Source organism: Mycolicibacterium pulveris, from assembly GCF_010725725.1.
In the GTDB taxonomy this organism is placed as follows: Bacteria; Actinomycetota; Actinomycetes; order Mycobacteriales; family Mycobacteriaceae; genus Mycobacterium; species Mycobacterium pulveris.
Map to the genome: position 1 here is coordinate 4,055,540 of NZ_AP022599.1, position 19,526 is coordinate 4,075,065.

A 19,526-nucleotide genomic window follows, 5' to 3' on the forward strand; every position below is an offset into this window, starting at 1 on the left:
GATGCTGACCCGTTTCGTCCGAAATCAGCTGATCATCTTCACGATCGCGTCGATCATCGGCGTCACCGTGATGGCGTTCGTCTACATGCAGGTGCCGACCCTTCTCGGTGTCGGCCGGTTGACTGTGAAGCTGGAACTGCCGGCCGCGGGCGGCCTCTATCGCTTCGGCAACGTGACCTACCGGGGCGTGCAGATCGGCAAGGTCACGTCGGTGGCACTGACCGAGACGGGCGCGGAAGCGACGCTGTCGCTGGACACCTCGCCGAAGATCCCCGCGGACCTGCAGGCCGAGGTGCGCAGCGTCTCGGCGGTCGGTGAGCAGTATGTGGACCTGCGCCCCCGCACCGACTCCGGGCCATACCTGCAGAACGGGTCGGTGATCCCCGTGGAGGACACGACGATCCCGCAGGAAGTGGCGCCGATGCTCGACCAGGTGAGCAAGCTGGTCGACAGCATCCCCGGCGACCGGATCTCCGACCTGCTCGACGAGTCGTTCAAGGCGTTCAACGGCGCGGGCCCCGATCTTCAGTCGCTGCTCGATTCCGCCGCCACCATCACCGGCGACGCCAACGCCGTCTCCGACCAGACGCGCGCACTCATCGATGACAGTGGCCCCCTGCTGGATTCCCAGGTTGAGAGCGCCGACGCGATCCGGACGTGGGCGCGCAGCCTGGCCGGCGTCACCGACCAACTCCAGCAGAACGATCCGGAGATACGCGCCGTGCTGCAGCGTGGACCCGGCTTCGCCCAAGAGGTTTCGCGGCTTCTCACCGAGGTGAAGCCGACGCTGCCGATCCTCTTGGCGAACCTCACCACCGTGGGCCAGGTGCTGGCCACCTACAATCCGGCACTCGAACAGCTGCTCGTCATCTTCCCCGGCATCATCGCGGCCCAGCAGTCGTTCGGGCTTCCGACGAACAACCCCACCGGGCTGCCGTCCGGTGACTTCGCGTTGACCATCGGCGACCCGCCGGCGTGCACGGTGGGCTTCCTCCCGCCGTCGCAGTGGCGTAGTCCCGAGGACATGACGACGGTGGACACCCCGGAGGGGTTGTACTGCAAGCTGCCTCAGGACTCGCCGATCAGCGTGCGCGGTGCACGCAACTACCCGTGCATCGAGCATCCCGGAAAGCGTGCACCCACAGTCCAACTCTGCGACGACCCCAAGGGCTATCAGCCGTTGGCCATGCGTCAGCACTACACAGGTCCGTACCCGATCGACCCGAACCTCATCTCGCAGGGCTATCCGGTCGATGACCGGGTGGACTTCCAGGAGCGCATCCACGCGCCGATCGAGGGCACGCCGCTGCCGCCGGGCGCGGTTCCGAAAGGAAAGCCACCGGTTTCACCGCCTGGTACGCAGGGGACCCCGGTGGTGCCCGTGCCGCCCGCTCCGCCGCCGCCACCTCCCGCCCCGGACGGTGCTGTGCCCGCGGTGCCAAGCGCGCACAGCGCCAACGGTTCAGCAGGGCCGTCGGTCACCGTCGCCACCTATGACCCGCAGACGGGTCACTACATGACGCCAGACGGCCGGCTGGAGCAGGCGGCGAACGTCGCAGCGGGACAGCCCAAGTCGTGGCAGGACATGCTGCCGAGTTGATTAGGAGATCTTCTCCATGCGCACGGGCAGCTCGATGACGACGGGCTTGTTGACCCCGCACGCACCGCTGGGCGCCTTCGTCTGATTGCGGCCGCCGAAGATTGTCATGTTCTTCGTCTGTCGTTCGTTGTTGGCGGGATTGATGCCCCACAGGATGAACTTCTGATGGCCCGGGGCGAAGCTGCCGTCGGGGCACGGTACCCAGTTGGGAATCTCGTGGTCGACGTACCAGAAGTCGTCGAGGCGCGCCGTGCCGGTCCAGCCCCGGTCGCTGACCACGGTGCCGGTGCATTCGATCGGGCTCACGCAATCGGTGGAGACGGTCCAGGTTTCGATCACCGTCTCCTGGTCGATCAGCACCTCGTTGGTGCGGGCCCACTCGCCGTCTGACATCACCCGGTAGGTGCCGTTGAGTTCGACGCCGAAGTCCGACGCCTGCGCCGGCGTTGCCGCGCTTACACTCCCGAGCACGACACCGCTCGCCACCACGGCCGCTGACGCCAGATTCACCGCACGGAGTTCACGCATACCTCAGCCTAACGCGGTCGTGGTAGTTGTCTTCTTCGAAGGCGAGAATTTCGTTCCCAGGCATGTGAAAATAGCGTCGTGCGATCCATCGGTGCAGTGCTGGCAGCCTTGGCAACGGTCGGTATGGGCGTCGCTGCGCCGCCGGCGTCGGCTCAGCCGCCACCACCGCCGGTGGCCGAATGCAATGAGCCGTCCTGCACGCCCGGTATCGCGCCCGGCATCGTGCTCGGGTCGTACTGCAGCAACACCACCCACTACGTGTTCGGCGTGACGTCGTGGGGCAGGTTGGTGTTCTGCGGTTCGCCGCGCCGATACGAACCTCGTTGGTTCCGCTCACCGGAGATGCACGGCGTCAAGAACGAGGGCGAGCTGTGTCCGGGACTGGACGGCGACGTCGCCCAAGCGCCAGACGGCCTTTTCCTCAGCTGTCTGTCGCGGGACGGCCGAGCCGCATGGGAGTACGGCGGCAACGCCTAGGTTTTCTCCCCGCCGAACAGACGCGAAAACCCCCGGTCGTGGTGACTTCCGGGGGTTTTGGCGTCTGCTCGCGCGATGGGAGCTCAGCCCGCGGGCGTGAACTCGATGTTCAGCTCGGTGAGCCCACGCAGGATGAACGTCGGCTCGTACTCATATCGCCGCGCCTCGATCGGGCCGTGCTTCTCCTCGCTGATGGTGATGTCGGCCATCCGGTCCAGGATCCGTTCGATCGAGACCCGGCCCTCGACCCGTGCCAGCGGTGCGCCGGGGCAGGAGTGAATACCGCGGCTGAATGCGATGTGCTCGCGGACATTGCGTCGATCCAGCCTGAATTCATGCGGATCGTCGAAGCGTTCGGGGTCGCGGTTGGCGGCGCCCGGGCTGACCATCACCGTCGTACCGGCCGGCACAGGGGTGTCGCCGAGACTAGTTGTCTTGCGGGCCAACCGGAACACGCTCTTCACCGGGCTGTCCATCCGCAGGCATTCCTCGATGAAGACCGGGATGAGGCTGCGGTCCTGACGAAGCTGGTCCTGGATGTCGGGCCGGTCGCCGAGGATGCGCAGCGCGGCGCCGAGCAGTTTCGCGGTGGTCTCCTGGCCGGCGGCGAACAGGAACGTCGCGGTGCGGACGACGTCGACCACTTCCGGGGTCGAGCCGTCCGGGTACTTCGCGGTCGCGATGGAGGTGAGCACGTCGTCGCGCGGAGATTCCCGACGCTCCTCGATGTAGCGGACGAATTTCTCGTCCGCCCACGCCAGTGGGTTCTCGGCGATCACCTCGTGGTCGAGGGAGCCGACGTTGGTACCGGGCCGCTCGGCTCCGAACGCCTCGCGGAACTCCTCGTGGTCGGACTCCGGAACACCGAGCAGGTCGGCTACCACCAACAGGCTGAACGGCTTGGCGTATGCGGCCAGAAATTCACACTTGCCGTCGGCGATGAACTCGTCGATGTGGCGATCGGCCAGCCGCCACATGAAGTCTTCGTTCTCCTTGAGCCGCTTGGGGGTCAGCAGCCGCGAAAGGATGGAGCGCGCGTCGGTATGCTGCGGTGCGTCCATCGTCACCATGTGCTCGAACATCGGGATCTCGGTGCGGTGCTTTTCGATCAGCCCGCTGATGTCGTCACCCTCGGGCGTGAACGGCAGCGGCGTGAACGGGCCCATCACCGCGACGCACGACGAGTAGTTCTCGCTGTCCTTGTAGACGGAGTTGGCGGCCTCCCAACCGGTGACCGCCAGCACGCCGTTGGTGATCGGACAGCACACCGGATCCTTCGCGCGCACGTGGTCGTAGTACGGGTGCGGATCGGGGACCAGCGAGGGATCGGTGAAGTAGTCGACGGAGTCGAAGTCGGTGGTCATGTGAAGCGCTTCCTTCCGGAACCCGTGGTCTCTGCGGTGGTTTTTCGGCGCATGCGCGCGGGAACGACATATGCTGAGCATCTGCTTAGCATGGCGGTAGAGTCGTGGTCAAGGGTGACAACGCCGGGGCGCGTCTAACATCTGCGTTTCGGGGTTCGACTGACACAGTGGGGAGTTGCGATGGCATCGGGGCGCAGGATCGGGGCGCCGGACGCGAAGAATCGCGGCGTCCTGATCGACGCCGCCGAGCAGCTGCTGCTCGAGGAGGGCTACGCCTCGGTCACCTCGCGCCGGGTCGCCGAGAAGGCGGGGCTGAAGCCGCAACTCGTGCACTACTACTTCCGCACCATGGAAGACCTCTTCCTGGCGGTGTTCCGGCGCATGGCCGAGGCGGGGCTGGAGGTGCTGTCGAACGCGCTGGCTTCGCCGCAGCCGCTGTGGGCGCTGTGGCGATTCAGTACCCGGCCGGAGGCCACCCGGCTGACCATGGAGTTCATGGGGCTGGCCAACCACCGAAAGGCGCTGCGCGACGAGATCGTCTACTTCGCCGAACGCTTCCGAGACGAACAGAACAAGGCGATCGAGGCCGCCCTTGCGCGCTACGGCGTCGAATCCAACGACGTGCCGCCGGTGGTCTGGACGATGTTCGCCACGAGCGTGTCGCAGGCCCTCGTGGTCGAACGTGCGCTGGGCATGACGACCGGGCACGCCGAAATTTTGAAGTTCTGCGAGGAATGGCTCCGGCGCCTCGAGGGCGAACCGCTTGACGTCGAGGGGTCCGGCGATCACCAGTTGCGGATCGAGCAGAGCGCGCCCCGTGGTCCGGCGTCGGTGGCCACGACGACGCCGTCGACCGCGAGTACGCAGTGAATGTTCGGCGTTTGAGTCGACCGTCCGCTGGTCGCGGTGACCATGGCCCACTCGTTGGGGTTGGCCAGCATGACATCGAGCACCCACTGCTGGTCCGGGCCGACGTGGGCCTCGGCCTTGGGGCTGTAGACGTACGGATTGTGGCTGTAGTCCGCCCAATTGGGCGGATCGGTGTCGCGATAGTAGATCGAGACGTTGAACGGTTGCTCGGCGAACACGGTGTACTTGACGTTGTGCAGCACCGGCGGCGGCGGTGGTGGCTGGGCATGGGCGACGCCACCGGCGACCGTGACGCCCGCGCCCGCGACGGCCATCGCCGCCAACACGCGCAGGGGACGTCGTGCAGCGCTGAACAGACGTACCGACCGGAACATCATTTGCCGGATCTTAGAGCGATATTTCCGCCACCGAGGCGGAATCGCGTTGTGCATCAAGTTGTCAGGATCGTCGCGGACGCGGTGCCCGGCGCGCCGTAGACCTGTGCAAGCCCCACCCGCGGGGTACCCGGCACCTGGCGCTCGCCGGCCTCGCCACGCAACTGGCGCACCAGTTCGTGTACCTGCCGAAGCCCCGAGGCTCCGATCGGTTCACCGTTGGCGATCAGGCCACCGTCGGTGTTGATCGGCATCGAACCGCCGATTTCGGTGGCGCCGTCGGCCAGCAGCTTCTCCTGTTCACCGTCGGCGCACAGCCCGGTCTCCGCCATGTGGATCACCTCGGCGCCCGCGTCGGTGTCCTGCAACTGTGCGATGTCGACGTCCTCGGGCCCGATACCCGCCGCCTCGTACGCGGCCCTGGCGGCATACACCGTCGGCGACGAATCCTCGTCCAGTGGAGCCGATGTCGCGTGCACCTCGTAGGCGCCGTAGGTGCGCGTCCGAATCTCGCTGGCGCGCACGTAAACCGGCTTGTCGGTGAACTTGTGCGCTATTTCGCCACGGCACATGATCACCGCGGCAGCGCCTTCGTCGGGCGCACAGAACATGTACTGGGTCAGCGGGTAGTTCAGCACCGCGGAGTTGAGAATCTCCTCCTCGGAGATCGGCTTGCGGCGGAACGCATTCGGGTTGCGTTCACCGTTGCGGAAGTTCTTGGCGGCCACCTTGGCCAGCGTCGCCTGGCTGATGTTGTGGTCGTGGATGTACTTGTTGGCCTTCATGCCGAAGAACTTGGTGGTGACGAACTGTCCGTTCTCGGCGTACCACTGTGGCAGCGCCAGCTTGGCCGGGTCATCGGTGAACGCGCCGCGCGGATGCTTGTCCAGGCCGACCGCGATGCCGATGTCGTACTTGCCGAGCCGGATGGTGTCGGCGGTCTGCTGGATCGCGCTGGCGGCCGTCGCGCACGCGTTGAACACGTTGGTGAACGTGATGCCGGTCAGCCCGACCAGGCGGGTGACGGCATCGGGATTGGATACCTCGTAGCTGCCGCCGAAGCCGAACTGGATGTCCTTCCACTCCACCCCGGCGTCGGCGAGCGCGGCCTGGATCGCCTCCGCGCCCATTTCCATCGCCGTCTTGTCGAACCGGCCGAACGGGTGTAGGCCCACGCCGATGATCGCGACGTCGTTTGTTGCGGTGCTCATGGCCTCGGCTCCTCCTAGACCGGCTTGAAGGCGAAGGTGACGACCTCGTTGCCGTCGTCGTCAGTGGTGAACGGCACCATCGTCAGCTCGACATCCATGCCGAACTGCAACTTGGCCGGGTCGTTCTCGGTGAGCCGGCCTTCCACGCGGATGATGTCGTCGAGTTGGACGAGGCCGACCCCGAACGGAACGAAATCCTTACCGGTGGGGCCTTTGTACGGCGGCCCGGGCGGAAAGCCCTGCGTCGTCCACGCCACCAGCGTGCCGCGACGGGGCAGCTTGACTTCTGACATCTGGGCGGCGCTGCACTTGGGGCAGCGCGGCTGCACCGGGAACGTGGTGGCCCCGCACGCCCCGCAGGTGCTTCCGATCAGTTGCGGGTTCTCGTCTGGCCACGTGGAGATTTCCGGCGCGAGCGCGATCTGCTGGGTAGACACGGATTGACCATAATTGGAAATGACGTTCTCGTCTAGAGAGAACAAGTGCTAGCCTGCCGGCGTGGACGCCGACAAAGCGGAGATCGCCGAGGTGCTGATCCGCTACGCCACCGGGATCGACTTCAAGGACTGGGCGCTGTTCCGAACCTGCTGGACCGACCAGGTCGACATCGACTACGGCGACCTCGGCACGTTCACCGACGCCGACGCGTTCACCGACTTGATGAAGCAGATCCACGACCCGATGGGCCAGACCTATCACCGGATCTCCAACATCGTCGTCGACCTCGACGGGGATCGGGCCACGGCGCGGTCCTATGTACGCGCGGTGCTCCAGGCGGTGCCCGGCGATTCGAACAGCTGGATCGATGCGCTCGGCCACTACGACGACGAGCTCACCCGTACCGCCGACGGATGGCGAATCATCAAGCGCACCACCAACATTGCGCGGGTGATGAGCGGCGCCGGCACCGCACCGTGAGCATGCGTGCAGTCGTGCTGAGAGACGGGAAGCTGGCCGTGCGGGAGACCGCGGATCCGCAGCCCGGCCCCGGCGAGCTGCTGATCCGGCCACTGTCCGCCGCGATCTGCGCGTCGGATGTGCACTACATGGATCACCCGCACTCGGCTCCGCGTTTCGTCTGGGACTCGAACCGCGACACCGTGATGGGTCACGAGTTCGTCGGCGAAGTCGTCGGCCACGGACCGGACTGCTCGGATGCCTTTCCGATCGGCAGCCGGGTGACGAGCATGCCGATCCTCATTCGCGCCGGGCAGGAGCCTTTGATCATCGGACATCACCCGGACGCGCCGGGTGCGTTCGGCGAATTGATGGTCGTGTCCGAGGTGATGTCGCGGCGGGTACCCGACGGTGCGTCCACCGACGCCGTCGCCCTGGTCGACGCGTTCGCGGTGGGCGAGTTCTACGTGCGCTGTTCCGGCATCGGTCCCGGGGAGCTGCCGCTGGTGCTCGGGGCAGGCGCGATCGGGTTGTCGACGGTGGCCGCGCTCAAGGCGCGCGGCGTCGGGCCGATCGTGGTGTCTGATTACAGCGACGACCGGCTCGGCTACGCCAAGAGATTCGGGGCCGACGTCCTCGTCAACCCCGCCCACCGCGATCCCTACGAGGTGTGGCGGGAAGTGTTCCGCGCGAACAATTTCCAAACACCCCAGGTCATCTTCGAGTGTGTCGGGGCCCACGGCCTGCTGCAGACCATCGTCGATTCGTGTGAGTTTCTGGCCCGGGTCTACGTCGCGGGCGGTTGGTATGACGCGGGCACCATCGACTGCACCGCCGCCTCGCACAAGGGCGTGACGATCCAGTTCGGCGGCGGGCCGCATCCGCAGGACTGGTACGGCACCCTCGATGCCGTCGTCGACGGTCGGCTCGATCCCGCGCCGAGCATCGGCCGCACCATCGGCCTCGACGAGGTGCCCGAGGCCATCGACCAGGTCCGCAGGGGGCAGGGCCCGCCCCGTGTCGTCGTCCATCCCAGCGCGCGATGACGATCCTGCCGGGGCCGATCCGCCAAATCGGCTACGTCGTCGACGATCTCGACCGCGCGCTCGCCGGCTGGCTCGAACTCGGTGTCGGCCCGTGGTTCGTCATGCGTGGGCTGACGCTGACCGCGCTCTACCGGGGCAGTCCGTGTCAGATCACGCAGTCGTTGGCGTTGGCCAACAGCGGCGACCTGCAGATCGAACTGATCCAGCAAGAGGATCAGACGCCGAGCGTCTTCACCGAGTTCCTGGCCGCCAACGGCGAAGGATTCCATCAAATCGCTTACTGGGCAGAGGATTTCGATTCCACCATGGGAGCGGTGCAGGCGGCCGGCTGGCCCGTGGTGTGGTCGGGCGGCGAGGACGTCGGCACCCGGTTCGCCTACGTCGAGCCGCCGAGCCGACCGGCCAGGGTCATCGAGATCATGGAGCTGACCGAGATCACCGCGGGCATGGCGACGTTCGTCCGCGACGCCGCCGCGGGTTGGGATGGCAGCGACCCGATCCGGCCCCTCGGCTGACGTCGTCGGGTTGTCGGCGAGATAGCAGCCAGGGTCGCGAAACTGGTCGGACAACCACCCGAAATGCTATTTCGCCGCGGCTGAGCCGGGTTACTTGCCGCGGTTCATCGCCTTGTCGGCGGCGGCCCAGTGCTCGTCGGCCACCCACAGCCGCGCGAACGCGGTGACGGCCTCGGTGGTCGACACACCACGCATCACCCGCTTGATCTCCCCGGCGGGACGGGTGGCGAGTTGCCGGGCGATGGCGCGCCACGCCTCGTCGAACGACTCGCGCGCAAGCACGCGATCGATCAAGCCGATGCGCTCGGCCTCGGCGGCCTCGAGGATGGTGCCGGTACCCGCCAGCAGCAGCGCCTTGCTGTAGCCGACCAGCGCGGTCAGCCGCTCGGCGCCGCCCCACGCGGGCATGATCGCCAGCGAAACCTGGTTGAAGCCGATCTTGATGTCGGCGGCCGCCAACCGGATGTCGGCGGATACCGCGAACTCCGCGCCGCCGCCGAGCGCATGGCCGTTGAGCACGGCGATCGTCGGGGTGGGGAAGTGGGCGATGCGGTCGCAGACCGAGCGCATCCGCCACGCCATGGCGGCGGCGTCTTCCTCGGTCCGGATGGCCGCGAGCTGTTTGAGGTCACCGCCGGACACGAACGCGCGATCGCCGGCGCCCTTGAGGACCAGGGCGCCCGCCCCTTCGGCGCCGTCGAGGGCCTTGTCCAACTGCTCCATGGTCTCCGGCGCTATGGCGTTGCGAGCCTCCGGACGGTCGATGGTGATGACCGCCAATGCGCCGTCCCATTCGAGCTCGACCATCAAGCATTCTCCATGTGCGGTATTGGCATTCTCAGAATCGGAGAATAGCATCGCCTCCGAGTCGCAGGCCGCCACACGGGCCTGCGACGACCTGATGGCGCGACGAATACGCGAAGAGCAGAGGTCGATGCGAAACATCCCTGCCGAGCTGGTCGAACGCTACGAGCGCGAGGGGTGGTGGACCCCCGACACGCTCGGCGATCTGCTGGCACGCAACCTGGCCGCCCACTCCGACACCGGCTTCTGGGTGCACTCCGAAATCCGGCCGTTCGCAGGCACTTTCGCCGACGTGGAGCTCAGCGCCCGGCGGCTGGCGGGCGGACTGCGCGCCAGGGGCGTCGGGTCCGGCGACGTGGTCGCCATGCAGCTGCCGAACTGGATGGAAGCCGCCGTCACGTTCTGGGCGTCGACGCTGCTGGGCGCGGTGGTGGTGCCGATCGTGCACTTCTACGGCCGCAAGGAGCTCGGCCACATCCTTTCCACCTCACGGCCCAAGGTTTTCATCACCGCCGAGGAGTTCGGCCGGATGAGGTTTGCGCCCGACCTGTGCGCCGACATCCCGGTCATCGGCCTGGTGGGCGACAACTTCGACGATTTGCTGGCCGACGAGCCCATGGCAGCCACCGTTGCGACCGACCCCGCGGGCCCGGCGTTGATCGCGTTCACCTCGGGCACGACCAGCAAACCCAAAGGCGTCATCCACAGCCACCAGACGCTGGGCTTCGAGACGCGTCAGCTGCTGGAGAACTATCCCGAAAACCGCGGCAGGCAGCTGACCGCGACGCCCGTCGGCCATTTCATCGGCATGCTGGGCGCGTTTCTCATCCCCGTCCTCGAGGGCGCGCCGATCGATCTGTGCGACGTGTGGGACCCCGGCAAGGTTCTCAAACTCATGGAGACCGAAGGGATGTCGATCGGCGGTGGCCCGCCGTATTTCGTCACCAGCCTGCTTGACCATCCGGACTGCACCGACGCGCACCGCGCGCGGTTCACCACCGTCGGGCTCGGCGGCTCGACCGTGCCCGCCGCGGTGACGCGCCGGCTCGCTGACATGGGCATGTTCGTGTTCCGGTCCTACGGCAGCACCGAGCATCCCTCGATCACCGGGTCGCGGCCGTCGGCGCCGGAGGACAAGCGCCTCTACACCGACGGGGACCCGCGGCCGGGGGTGGAGATCCGGCTCACCGAGGAGGGCGAAATCCTCTCCCGCGGACCGGATCTGTGCCTCGGCTACACCGACGACGAACTCAACCGGCGCGCGTTCGACGACGACGGCTGGTATCACACCGGCGACATCGGGGTGCTCGACGAGGACGGCTATCTGACCATCACCGACCGCAAAGCCGACGTCATCATCCGGGGCGGGGAGAACATCTCGGCGCTGGAGGTCGAGGAGGTGCTGCTGGGGATGGCGAGTGTGGCCGAAGCCGTGGTGGTGGCCGCGCCCGACGACCGGTTGGGCGAGCGCACGGCCGCGGTCCTGCGCATCCGCGACGGCCACCAGATGCCGACGCTCGACGAGGTGCGTGCGCACTTCCGGCAGGCGGGCGTCGCGATTCAGAAGTGGCCCGAGGAGCTTCACCGTGTGCCCGACGGCGAGGACTTTCCGCGTACGGCGAGCGGCAAGGTGCAGAAGTTCGTGGTCCGCGAGCGCGTGCAGCAGGCGGGCCCCGCCGCCCTCGCGAGACGTACGCCAGGGTCGTAGTTCGGAGTCGATCCGCGGCCCTGGTGTATCTCGCGAACGGAACGGGGGGATCGCCGCACCCGCGCGCGAGGTCGTTGCAAATCGCACGTTGATGAGAATAGGATTCTCCCAAGAAGAAAAGGAGTGTTCCATGGGACAACTTTCCCACCGGGTCGACATCCCGTTTCCGCTGTTCGACGCGGACAACCACCTCTACGAGCCGCCGGAGGCGATGACCAAGTACCTGCCGAAGGACTACCAGGACGTCGTCCAGTACGTCGAGGTCAACGGCCGCACCAAGATCGCGATCCGCGGCCAGATCAGCAACTACATCCCCAACCCCACCTTCTCGGTGGTCGCCAAGCCGGGCGCGTGGGAGGAATACTTCAAGTTCGGCAACCCCGACGGCAAGAGCAAGCGCGAGCTCTTCGGCGAGCCGATGCGCTCGATTCCGGCGTTCTTCGAGCCCGGTCCGCGGCTGGAGTTGATGGATGAACTCGGCGTGGACCGCACGCTGATGTTCCCGACCCTGGCCAGCCTGATCGAGGAGCGGCTGCGCGACGATCCGGTCGCCATCCACGTGCTCATCCACTCGCTGAACCAGTGGCTCGACGAGGTGTGGGGCTTCAACTACAAGAACCGCATCTTCACCACGCCGGTGATCACCCTGCCGATCGTCGAGAAGGCGATCGAGGAGCTGGAGTGGTGCGTCAAGCGCGGTGCCCGCGCGATCCTGGTCCGGCCCGCGCCGGTGCCCGGCTTCCGCGGACCGCGCTCGTTCGCGCTGCCGGAGTTCGATCCGTTCTGGGAGAAGTGCGTCGAGTACGACGTGTTCGTCGGCATGCACTCCTCGGACAGCGGCTACTCGCGCTACACCTCGGAGTGGGACGGTGTGGCCCAGGAGATGCTGCCGTTCCAGACCAACGCCATGTCGATCCTCAACGAGTGGCGCCCGATTCAGGATGCGGTGGCTTCCTGGGTGATTCACGGCGCGCTGTTCCGGCACCCGAAGCTGAAGGTCGGCATCGTCGAGGCCGGGTCGAAATGGATGTTCCCGCTGCTGGATTCGATGGCCGAGGTCTACAAGAAGGCACCCGAGGCGTTCTTGGGCAACCCGATCGAAGAGATCAAGAACCGCATCTACGTCAGCCCGTTCTACGAGGAAGGCATCGATGATCTGATCAACCTGATCGGCGTCGAGCAGGTGCTTTACGGCTCCGACTGGCCGCACCCAGAGGGCCTGGCCGAACCCACCCACTACGTGACCGCCCTCGAGCACCTGTCGGTGGAGGATCAGGCCAAGATCATGGGCGGCAACCTCGGCCGCCTCGTCACCGTGTGACGCAAGGGCACTGGGAGACCATCCCCGAGATGGTCTTGAGCGCGGCGGACCGCTTCGGCGACGCGGAAGCGGTTGTCGACGGTCCGCTGCGCTTGTCCTATGTCGATCTGGTGCAACGGATCCGCTGCGCCGCAGGAGCGTTCGTCGAAGCCGGGGTCGGCAAGGGGGAGACGGCGGCGATCTGGGCGCCCAACTCCGCGGAGTGGATCGTCGCGGCGTTCGGGCTGATGACCGCGGGCGGTGTGCTGGTCCCGGTCAACACGCGGTTCAAGTCCGAGGAAGCGGCCGACATCATCCGCCGTAGCCGCGCCAAAGTCGTTCTGGTGCAGAAGGACTTCCTCGGCCTGGACTACTCCGCTCCCGCGGGCGTTCCGGTGATCGATCTGAAATCCGATTTCCTGTCCGGCGGTTCGCCTTTCGTCCACGACGGCGTCGACGGCACCGACGTCTCCGACATCATCTTCACCTCCGGCACGACCGGGCGGCCCAAGGGCGCGAAGATGAACCACCGCCAGACGCTGCGGATGTACGAGGAATGGGCGACGCTCGCCGACCTGCGCGCGGGCGACCGCTACCTGATGATCAACCCGTACTTCCACACGTTCGGCCTGAAGGCCGGGTTGGTCGCGTCGTTCCTGCGGGGCGCGACGATGGTGCCGGTCGCGGCGTTCGACGTCGACCGGGTGGTCGACCTGGTCCAGCGCGAACGGATCACCATGCTGCCCGGCCCGCCGACGCTGTATCACTCGTTGCTCGCCGTCGAGGACAAGGACAGGCTCGCGACGTTGCGCGCCGCCGTGACGGGCGCGGCCGACATTCCGGTCGAGCTGGTCCGTCGGATCCACGACGAGCTGCCGTTCCAGACGCTGATGACGGGATACGGCTTGACCGAGGCCGGCAACGTCACGCTGTCCCGCCCGGGTGACTCGTTCGAGGACGTCGCCACCACCGCCGGGCTACCGTGCCAGGACATCGAGGTGCGCGTCGCTGACGACGGCGAGGTGCTCGTGCGTGGCTACGGCGTAATGCAGGGCTATCTCGACGACCCGGCCGCCACCGCGGAGGCCATCGACGCCGACGGCTTCCTGCACACCGGAGACCTGGGCGAGTTCACCGGGTCGGGGCGGTTGCGGATCGTGGGCCGCAAGAAGGACATGTTCATCGTCGGCGGCTTCAACGCCTATCCGGCCGAGATCGAAGGCTTTCTGCTCGAGCACCCCGCGGTCGCCCAGGCCGCGGTGATCGGGGTGCCCGACGAGCGGTTGGGGCAGGTGGGCAAGGCGTTCGTCGTGCGCAAGGATGGCACCGGCACGCTGAGCGCTGAGGAGCTGATCACGTGGAGCCGGGAAAGAATGGCCGGTTTCAAGGTGCCACGGTATGTAGAGTTCCTCGACGAGCTGCCGTTGAACGCCACCGGCAAGGTGATGAAGGACCGCCTTCAGCACCACACGGGCTGAGCGCAAGCACAGCCCGATAACAGCATTTCCGCAGGAAATCGGCCCTGGTCCGGACCTGCGGGGCCGGGTATCGTCGCGGCGATACCTCAAATGGATAATCGCATTCTCATCAGTGGTGCAGGGAAGAGACAAGGAGGTCGCCGTGCCGTCATTTAGGCGCCGAGCGTCGGCCGGCGACACCGAACGCGTCGACAAGACGCCGAAGACGCCTGCCGACGCAGCCGAGACGAGCAACGCGCTGGCCCTCGCCGAGGCCGAGGCGCAGGCCGCCGAAGCAGAAGCCGCCGCCGAGGCGGCGCGGGCCAGGGCACGGGCGCTCCGGTTGCGCCGAGAGGCCGAAGAGGCAGAGAAGGCCGAGAAGGCCGCAGCGCGCACCCGCGATGACGAGCCCGACGGCGACGTCGACGCGGGCGAGGACACCGCCGAGACGACCGAGGCGGCCGAGACGACGGCGGCGGTCTCCGAAGACGCCGGGGAAGAGCCGCCGGCCGGGCCCGGTCGCCGCTGGGGGCGCATCCTCAAAGCGGTCGCGATGTCGCTGGCGATTCTCTGCACCGGCGCGCTGCTGGCCGCCAGCGGCTACATGGTGTGGCAGGACCGCAAGGCCACCGACCAGGAGAAGCTGGAAGCCGAATTCGCCGCCGCCGGGCGCCAAAGCGTCGTCACGTTGATGTCGCTGGACTTCAACAACGCCGAAGCCGATGTCCAGCGCATCATCGACAACTCGACCGGCCAGTTCCGGACCGACTTCGAGGGCCAGGCACAGGATTTCGTCCAGGTGGCCAAGGACTCCAAGGTGGTCACCGACGTCACGGTGAACTCCACCGCCGTGGAGAAGATGACGTCGGATACCGCCGTGGTCCTGGTCGCCGCCACGTCGCGGGTCACCAACGCCGCAGGCGCTCAGCAGGAACCGCGCGCCTGGCGACTGTCAGTCGATCTGCAACGAGACGGCGACCAGATCAAGATGTCGAAAGTCGAGTTCGTGCCGTGACCGTTGACGAAGACGCCGTCGTGACCACCGAAGCCCCCGAGGCCAGCGAGACCAGCGAGGCGGTCGAGCCGACAGTGGGCGCCGAAGAGAGCACCGACGAAAAGAAGGCGCCACGGCGCGCGACGCGCGCGATCCGCCGCCACCTGGGCACCATCCTGGTCACCGTCGCGCTGATCGCTGCCGCGGGTGCGACGGCGTGGGTGTACTTCGGCCTGTACCGGCCCACCCAGCAGACCGACGAGGCCGCGCAGAACGTCGTGCTGGAGGCCGCCAAGAACGCCACGGTCGCGATGCTGTCGTACTCACCGGACACCCTCGATCAGGATTTCGCGGCGGCGAAGTCGAACCTGACCGGCGACTTCCTGTCGTACTACACGCAGTTCACCGAACAGATCGTCACCCCGGCCGCCAAGGAGAAGAACGTCAAGACATCCGCGGCGGTGGTGCGGGCCGCGGTCTCCGAAATGCATCCCGACTCCGCGGAAGTGCTGGTGTTCGTCAACCAGGTGACCACCAGCAAGGAGAACCGGGACGGCGCGTTCGCCGCCAGCAGCGTCAAGGTGGGCATGGAGAAGATCGACGGGCGCTGGCTGATCGCCCGGTTCGACCCCGTCTAGAGGCGCGGCCTCGGTGAAGCTCTCGGCGATTGTGCCGCTGCCGATTTCGGTCGCGCAGAACACGGCGTCGGCTTTCCTCCCGCTGGCCGGACAGTCCCCACTGGTGCGGATCGTGCGCGCGATGCTCGACGCGGTCACCGAGCCTGCCCGCGTCGTCGTCGCGGCCGCCGAACCGCTTGTCGCCGACGTGCGCGCGGCCCTTGCCGACAGCGCCACTGTGGCGGTCGCGGTAGCCGACACACCCGGTGCCCGGCTCCAGTGCCTGAGGGCAGGATTGGAACATCTTGAGCGCCAATCCGTATCGACGACGCATGTGCTGGTCGGCGACATCTGTCAACCGCTGGTTTCCGCGGAGCTGTGTGAGCGGGTGGTCGCCGGGTTGACCGACGGGGTCGTGGTGCCGACGCTTCCGGTCACCGACAGCGTCAAAGCCGTCGATGCGAGCGGATCGGTGATCGCCACCGTGGATCGGTCCACGCTGGCCGCCGCGCAGTATCCGCGGGGCTTCGCCGTCGGTCCCCTGGCGTCGTTGCTGTCGCGGCCCGCCTCAGAGGACTTCGACGAGATCGCCGAGGCCCTTCGCGCCGGGCTGCCGATCACCGTCGTCGCCGGGGACCCAGACGGCTATCGCGCCGCGTTACCCGGCGATGCGCCGTTTTTCGAGGCGGTCATCGCGAGCCGGCACCGGGATCGGAACTGACCCGGTCCGCGAGCAGGCGTTCGGCGACGGCGATGTCGCGGGCGTAGGTCACCTTGATGTTGAGCTGTTCGCCGGGGAAGGTGCGGACCTCCAGATCGGTGAACGCCTCGACACACGACGACGTGTCGGTGCCCTCGAAGCGCTCACGGTCGGCGTGCCGGAACGCCTGCAGCAGCGGAGCGGCCCGAAACGCCTGCGGCGTCTGGACCCGAACCAGCGTCGCGGTATGTCTCGGCGACTCGATTCGGTCGTCCGCATTCACCACATCGGGCAGGGGCAGCGCCGGGATCGCGCCACCGTACTGGCGGGCCACCGACACCGCGGTGACGAACATGTCGGCTCCGGCCACCGGGCGGGCGGCGTCGTGGATCAGCACCACGTCGATCGCCCCGGATTCGATGTCGGCGGCCAGGTACCGCAACACGTTGAACTCGGAGGCATGGCGGCTGTCCCCGCCCTCGACGAACTCGACTGTGGCCGTGGGCAGTTCACGGCTCACGGTGTCCTCGGCCAGCCGGCGCTCACCTTGCCGGTAGACCAGCACCACCCGCGCGACGTCTGTCAGCTGGGTCAACGTGTCCAACGACCAGGCTGCCATGGCGCGATCTGCCACGCGCAGATAGGCCTTGTTGCCGTCGGCGCCGACCCGTGACCCCAGGCCCGCCGCCAACACCACCCCCACGGCGTACGGCGTTGAGGACACAGGCATCCTCGTATCTTGACACTGTGCGGCGTGCGCGGCCGGCTCGCGTGTCGGCAGCGGCCGTCAATCTTCGGCGTGTCGGTCGTGATCCCATCGCTCCAAGCGGGTCTGCAGGTGGTACGACGCGATTGCGACCAACGGGATCCCCAGCACCACGCTCAGCACCAGTACGGCGTTCACGACATTCTCGAATCGCGAGAGTCGATGTGTTGTCGGGCGTCAGCGCTGCCGGTGGGTACTGAGTGGAGCGCGCGCGAGGATGGTGCGCGACCGGCTTGTCGGCGCCGTGACCGAGCACGTCGACGAGCCGCCGACAACCCGGTGGCAGGAAGATTTCCCGGTCGTCGACGTGTACGGCGAACGCACCCCGGCAGGTGCGGCGCGTGTCGGCTCGCGCTTTGATGCTCGAACCGACGGGGCAGACCCACACGCGTAGTCCACTACCCGTCCTCGGCGTGAGCCCGCGGCCCCGGCATCGTTAGCACGTTTAGTCGTCGGACGGCAGGGAACCCGATGTGCGGCCGTTCGACGAAAAGGAGGAGGTCGACACCATGCCGAAGACGACGAAGAGCGGAAGCGCTCGCAAGAGCGAGTTGCCGAGCACGCTGCAGAAGTCGGACGCCAAGGCGCAACGGACGTTCGCCAAGGCGCACGACGCCGCGGTCAAGCAGTACGGCGAAGGCCAACGCGCCCACCGCGTCGCCTACGACGCCCTCAAACACAGCTACGAAAAAGTCGGCGACCATTGGGAGCCGAAATCCAAGAAGGGGCCCTCGGACCAGCGGGCGCGCAGCGGCGGGCCGAACCCGAAAGGAAAGTCCGCCGAAGGTGTGGACGCGAACGCCTCGAAGAGGCATCTCGTGGAAGTTGCACGGCGCCTTGATATTTCGGGTCGCTCCACCATGAACAAGGATGAATTGGTTTCCGCGATCAAGAAGGCCAACCGTCGCGCCACCGCGCGTAACCGTTAGTCGCGGGCGGGCGGTTGCACATCCGGGGTCTCGAGAAGCAGTCGCTCCCTCATCAGCTCGGGTGGTGCGCCCTGGAGTCCCATCAGCCTGCGCGCTTTGCGGCGCGTGATGAGAATGCCGACGACGGCCAGTGCCCAGACCGCGTACTGCACGGCCCACGCCAGCCGGAACGACTCGAACGAGAAGCCGCCTGCGGCCTCGAGGATCACGCCCATCGTCTGCATCACCAGCAGGGAAGCGGCGAACCCGCCCATGTTGACCATGCCCTGGGCGGTGCCCAGGGTGGCGCTCGGGTTGAACGTTCGCGCGAAGTCGAACCCGACCATCGAGCCTGGACCGCCGACCGAGATCACCACCACCAGTGTGACCAGCAACCACAGCGGTGCACGGCCCGGCAGGGCCAACACGACCGACCAGACCAATGCGTTGCTGCCGATGATCGCCAGCACGAGCCGAGAGCGCCGGTGGGGGTGTCTGCCGGTGAAGATGCCGATCGCGATGCCCGCCCAGATCGCGGAGGCGACCGAGAGGGTCAACAACGCGCCGGCCGTGCCGGCCGAGACGCCCTGACCCACCGTCAGATAGGGAACCCCCCACATCAGCGCGAAAACCGTGACGGAGAACTGCGTACCCATGTGGGTGAAGAAACCCAGTCGCGTGCCCGGCCGCAGCCACACGGTCTTCACCTTCGCCAGCGTTTCGGCGATCGACGTCGTCTGAATGTCGACGACGGTGCCGTGAGGGGCGTTCTTCACCAACAGCAGCGTCAAGACGATCGACACCACGCCCAACGCCGCGACCGACGCATAGGCCGTGGTCCAACCCTGAGCGTTGAGCAGCGCGAAAAACGGTACCGCGGAAAGCACTTGGCCGAGTTGGCCGCAGATGCCGGTCAGCTGGGTTACCAGCGGCACCTGCCGCGGTCTGAACCAGTGCGGTACCAGGCGCAGCACGGAGATGAACGTGACGGCGTCACCGAGACCCAGTACCGCCCGTGCGGCGATGGCGGTGGGCAGCGACTCGGTGAGGGCGAGCGCGAACTGACCCGACGCCATCAACGCGGCGCCCGAGACGATGAGGGTCTTCGAGCCGAACCGGTCCAGCAGCACCCCGGCGGGAACCTGCGCTGCGGCGTAGACGACGACCTGCAGGACGACGAACGTGGACAGCACGCTCGGGCTGGCCTGGAAGCGGTTCGCGGCGTCCAGCCCGGAGACACCCAGCGTGGTGCGGTCGAGCACGGCGACGATGTATGCGAACAGTCCGGTGGCCCAGACGATCCAGGGACGCACAACGAACCTCGCTGACCCAGTGGTGTGGTGGCTGCCTGAAACATCGTCGCGTAACGCCGACCGTCCGCGCCAATCGC

At 67.0% G+C, this 19,526-nt stretch carries 21 protein-coding genes; 13 read left to right on the forward strand and 8 right to left on the reverse strand.

Annotated elements, in window-relative coordinates; translation table 11 throughout:
• Nucleotide 1: 1 nt before the first annotated feature.
• Nucleotides 2–1,600: an MCE family protein gene (locus G6N28_RS19700; protein WP_163903196.1), complete on the forward strand. Its 1,599-nt coding sequence runs from the start codon at nucleotides 2–4 to the stop codon at nucleotides 1,598–1,600.
• Here G6N28_RS19700 and G6N28_RS19705 read toward each other — a convergent pair whose 3' ends face one another.
• Nucleotides 1,601–2,128, reverse strand: a complete 528-nt coding sequence (locus tag G6N28_RS19705; RefSeq protein ID WP_179962121.1) for an Rv2253/PknI dimerization domain-containing protein — start codon at nucleotides 2,126–2,128, stop codon at nucleotides 1,601–1,603.
• A gap of 78 nt (nucleotides 2,129–2,206) precedes the next feature.
• On the opposite strand from G6N28_RS19705, the gene G6N28_RS19710 reads away from it, so the two are divergent.
• Entirely contained in the window at nucleotides 2,207–2,605 is a 399-nt protein-coding gene (locus tag G6N28_RS19710; RefSeq protein WP_163903198.1) for a hypothetical protein, read from the forward strand.
• 83 nt (nucleotides 2,606–2,688) lie between these two features.
• Here G6N28_RS19710 and G6N28_RS19715 read toward each other — a convergent pair whose 3' ends face one another.
• A complete protein-coding gene (locus G6N28_RS19715) occupies nucleotides 2,689–3,969 on the reverse strand; it encodes a cytochrome P450 (RefSeq protein WP_163903200.1) in 1,281 nt (426 codons plus the stop codon).
• Nucleotides 3,970–4,149: 180 nt separating this feature from the next.
• Between G6N28_RS19715 and G6N28_RS19720 the strand changes: the two genes are divergently transcribed.
• A complete protein-coding gene (locus tag G6N28_RS19720) occupies nucleotides 4,150–4,839 on the forward strand; it encodes a TetR/AcrR family transcriptional regulator (RefSeq protein ID WP_163903202.1) in 690 nt (229 codons plus the stop codon).
• Here the strand turns inward: G6N28_RS19720 and G6N28_RS19725 are convergent.
• From G6N28_RS19725 to G6N28_RS19735, 3 genes are read right to left on the reverse strand one after another with little or no spacing between them, the layout of a single operon-like run.
• On the reverse strand, nucleotides 4,755–5,213 hold the full coding sequence (locus G6N28_RS19725) for an Rv2576c family protein (protein ID WP_407665019.1): 459 nt from the start codon (nucleotides 5,211–5,213) through the stop codon (nucleotides 4,755–4,757). The two genes, G6N28_RS19720 and G6N28_RS19725, sit on opposite strands and share 85 nt — an antisense overlap.
• 56 nt (nucleotides 5,214–5,269) lie before the next feature.
• Nucleotides 5,270–6,424, reverse strand: a complete 1,155-nt coding sequence (locus G6N28_RS19730) for a thiolase family protein (protein WP_163903206.1) — start codon at nucleotides 6,422–6,424, stop codon at nucleotides 5,270–5,272.
• A gap of 14 nt (nucleotides 6,425–6,438) precedes the next feature.
• Nucleotides 6,439–6,861: a Zn-ribbon domain-containing OB-fold protein gene (locus tag G6N28_RS19735; RefSeq protein WP_163903208.1), complete on the reverse strand. Its 423-nt coding sequence runs from the start codon at nucleotides 6,859–6,861 to the stop codon at nucleotides 6,439–6,441.
• 61 nt (nucleotides 6,862–6,922) lie between these two features.
• Here G6N28_RS19735 and G6N28_RS19740 point away from each other — a divergent pair, with 61 nt between their 5' ends.
• Genes G6N28_RS19740 through G6N28_RS19750 form a run of 3 tightly spaced genes read left to right on the forward strand, consistent with a single transcriptional unit; the run spans nucleotide 6,923 to nucleotide 8,882 of the window.
• Nucleotides 6,923–7,342 (forward strand): nuclear transport factor 2 family protein, encoded by a 420-nt coding sequence (locus G6N28_RS19740; protein ID WP_163903210.1) that lies wholly within the window; start codon nucleotides 6,923–6,925, stop codon nucleotides 7,340–7,342.
• Nucleotides 7,343–7,344: 2 nt separating this feature from the next.
• The gene (locus G6N28_RS19745; RefSeq protein ID WP_163906453.1) at nucleotides 7,345–8,367 is read left to right on the forward strand and encodes a zinc-binding dehydrogenase; all 1,023 of its coding nucleotides are present in this window, start codon (nucleotides 7,345–7,347) and stop codon (nucleotides 8,365–8,367) included.
• Entirely contained in the window at nucleotides 8,364–8,882 is a 519-nt protein-coding gene (locus tag G6N28_RS19750) for a VOC family protein (protein ID WP_163903212.1), read from the forward strand. The genes G6N28_RS19745 and G6N28_RS19750 overlap by 4 nt, the downstream gene beginning before the upstream one ends.
• 90 nt (nucleotides 8,883–8,972) lie before the next feature.
• Here the strand turns inward: G6N28_RS19750 and G6N28_RS19755 are convergent, their stop codons facing one another.
• A complete protein-coding gene (locus G6N28_RS19755; protein WP_163903214.1) occupies nucleotides 8,973–9,689 on the reverse strand; it encodes an enoyl-CoA hydratase/isomerase family protein in 717 nt (238 codons plus the stop codon).
• Nucleotides 9,690–9,816: 127 nt separating this feature from the next.
• On the opposite strand from G6N28_RS19755, the gene G6N28_RS19760 reads away from it, so the two are divergent.
• From G6N28_RS19760 to G6N28_RS19785, 6 genes are all read left to right on the forward strand, one after another.
• Entirely contained in the window at nucleotides 9,817–11,394 is a 1,578-nt protein-coding gene (locus tag G6N28_RS19760; protein WP_163903216.1) for an AMP-binding protein, read from the forward strand.
• A gap of 130 nt (nucleotides 11,395–11,524) precedes the next feature.
• On the forward strand, nucleotides 11,525–12,715 hold the full coding sequence (locus G6N28_RS19765) for an amidohydrolase family protein (protein ID WP_163903218.1): 1,191 nt from the start codon (nucleotides 11,525–11,527) through the stop codon (nucleotides 12,713–12,715).
• On the forward strand, nucleotides 12,712–14,172 hold the full coding sequence (locus G6N28_RS19770; protein WP_264073040.1) for a FadD3 family acyl-CoA ligase: 1,461 nt from the start codon (nucleotides 12,712–12,714) through the stop codon (nucleotides 14,170–14,172). The genes G6N28_RS19765 and G6N28_RS19770 overlap by 4 nt, the downstream gene beginning before the upstream one ends.
• A 142-nt stretch (nucleotides 14,173–14,314) precedes the next feature.
• Nucleotides 14,315–15,166: an Rv1363c family protein gene (locus tag G6N28_RS19775; RefSeq protein ID WP_163903220.1), complete on the forward strand. Its 852-nt coding sequence runs from the start codon at nucleotides 14,315–14,317 to the stop codon at nucleotides 15,164–15,166.
• On the forward strand, nucleotides 15,163–15,783 hold the full coding sequence (locus tag G6N28_RS19780) for a hypothetical protein (RefSeq protein WP_163903224.1): 621 nt from the start codon (nucleotides 15,163–15,165) through the stop codon (nucleotides 15,781–15,783). Before G6N28_RS19775 ends, G6N28_RS19780 begins: the two co-directional genes overlap by 4 nt.
• A gap of 13 nt (nucleotides 15,784–15,796) precedes the next feature.
• Nucleotides 15,797–16,483: an IspD/TarI family cytidylyltransferase gene (locus G6N28_RS19785; RefSeq protein WP_163903226.1), complete on the forward strand. Its 687-nt coding sequence runs from the start codon at nucleotides 15,797–15,799 to the stop codon at nucleotides 16,481–16,483.
• Here G6N28_RS19785 and G6N28_RS19790 read toward each other — a convergent pair.
• Nucleotides 16,452–17,192: an IspD/TarI family cytidylyltransferase gene (locus tag G6N28_RS19790; protein ID WP_179962122.1), complete on the reverse strand. Its 741-nt coding sequence runs from the start codon at nucleotides 17,190–17,192 to the stop codon at nucleotides 16,452–16,454. The two genes, G6N28_RS19785 and G6N28_RS19790, sit on opposite strands and share 32 nt — an antisense overlap.
• A gap of 545 nt (nucleotides 17,193–17,737) precedes the next feature.
• Here G6N28_RS19790 and G6N28_RS19795 point away from each other — a divergent pair.
• A complete protein-coding gene (locus G6N28_RS19795; RefSeq protein ID WP_163906458.1) occupies nucleotides 17,738–18,157 on the forward strand; it encodes a ChaB family protein in 420 nt (139 codons plus the stop codon).
• Here the strand turns inward: G6N28_RS19795 and G6N28_RS19800 are convergent.
• Nucleotides 18,154–19,449 (reverse strand): MFS transporter, encoded by a 1,296-nt coding sequence (locus G6N28_RS19800; RefSeq protein ID WP_163903228.1) that lies wholly within the window; start codon nucleotides 19,447–19,449, stop codon nucleotides 18,154–18,156. The two genes, G6N28_RS19795 and G6N28_RS19800, sit on opposite strands and share 4 nt — an antisense overlap.
• Between the last annotated feature and the right edge of the window lie 77 nt (nucleotides 19,450–19,526).

Coding starts and splice junctions, on each gene's coding strand:
- G6N28_RS19790 (WP_179962122.1), bottom strand. CDS start 17,192: ATGCCTGTGTCCTCAACGCCGTACGCCGTGGGGGTGGTGTTGGCGGCG.
- G6N28_RS19765 (WP_163903218.1), top strand. CDS start 11,525: ATGGGACAACTTTCCCACCGGGTCGACATCCCGTTTCCGCTGTTCGAC.
- G6N28_RS19720 (WP_163903202.1), top strand. CDS start 4,150: ATGGCATCGGGGCGCAGGATCGGGGCGCCGGACGCGAAGAATCGCGGC.
- G6N28_RS19730 (WP_163903206.1), bottom strand. CDS start 6,424: ATGAGCACCGCAACAAACGACGTCGCGATCATCGGCGTGGGCCTACAC.
- G6N28_RS19700 (WP_163903196.1), top strand. CDS start 2: ATGCTGACCCGTTTCGTCCGAAATCAGCTGATCATCTTCACGATCGCG.
- G6N28_RS19755 (WP_163903214.1), bottom strand. CDS start 9,689: ATGGTCGAGCTCGAATGGGACGGCGCATTGGCGGTCATCACCATCGAC.
- G6N28_RS19725 (WP_407665019.1), bottom strand. CDS start 5,213: ATGTTCCGGTCGGTACGTCTGTTCAGCGCTGCACGACGTCCCCTGCGC.
- G6N28_RS19745 (WP_163906453.1), top strand. CDS start 7,345: ATGCGTGCAGTCGTGCTGAGAGACGGGAAGCTGGCCGTGCGGGAGACC.
- G6N28_RS19705 (WP_179962121.1), bottom strand. CDS start 2,128: ATGCGTGAACTCCGTGCGGTGAATCTGGCGTCAGCGGCCGTGGTGGCG.
- G6N28_RS19795 (WP_163906458.1), top strand. CDS start 17,738: ATGCCGAAGACGACGAAGAGCGGAAGCGCTCGCAAGAGCGAGTTGCCG.
- G6N28_RS19715 (WP_163903200.1), bottom strand. CDS start 3,969: ATGACCACCGACTTCGACTCCGTCGACTACTTCACCGATCCCTCGCTG.
- G6N28_RS19750 (WP_163903212.1), top strand. CDS start 8,364: ATGACGATCCTGCCGGGGCCGATCCGCCAAATCGGCTACGTCGTCGAC.
- G6N28_RS19760 (WP_163903216.1), top strand. CDS start 9,817: ATGCGAAACATCCCTGCCGAGCTGGTCGAACGCTACGAGCGCGAGGGG.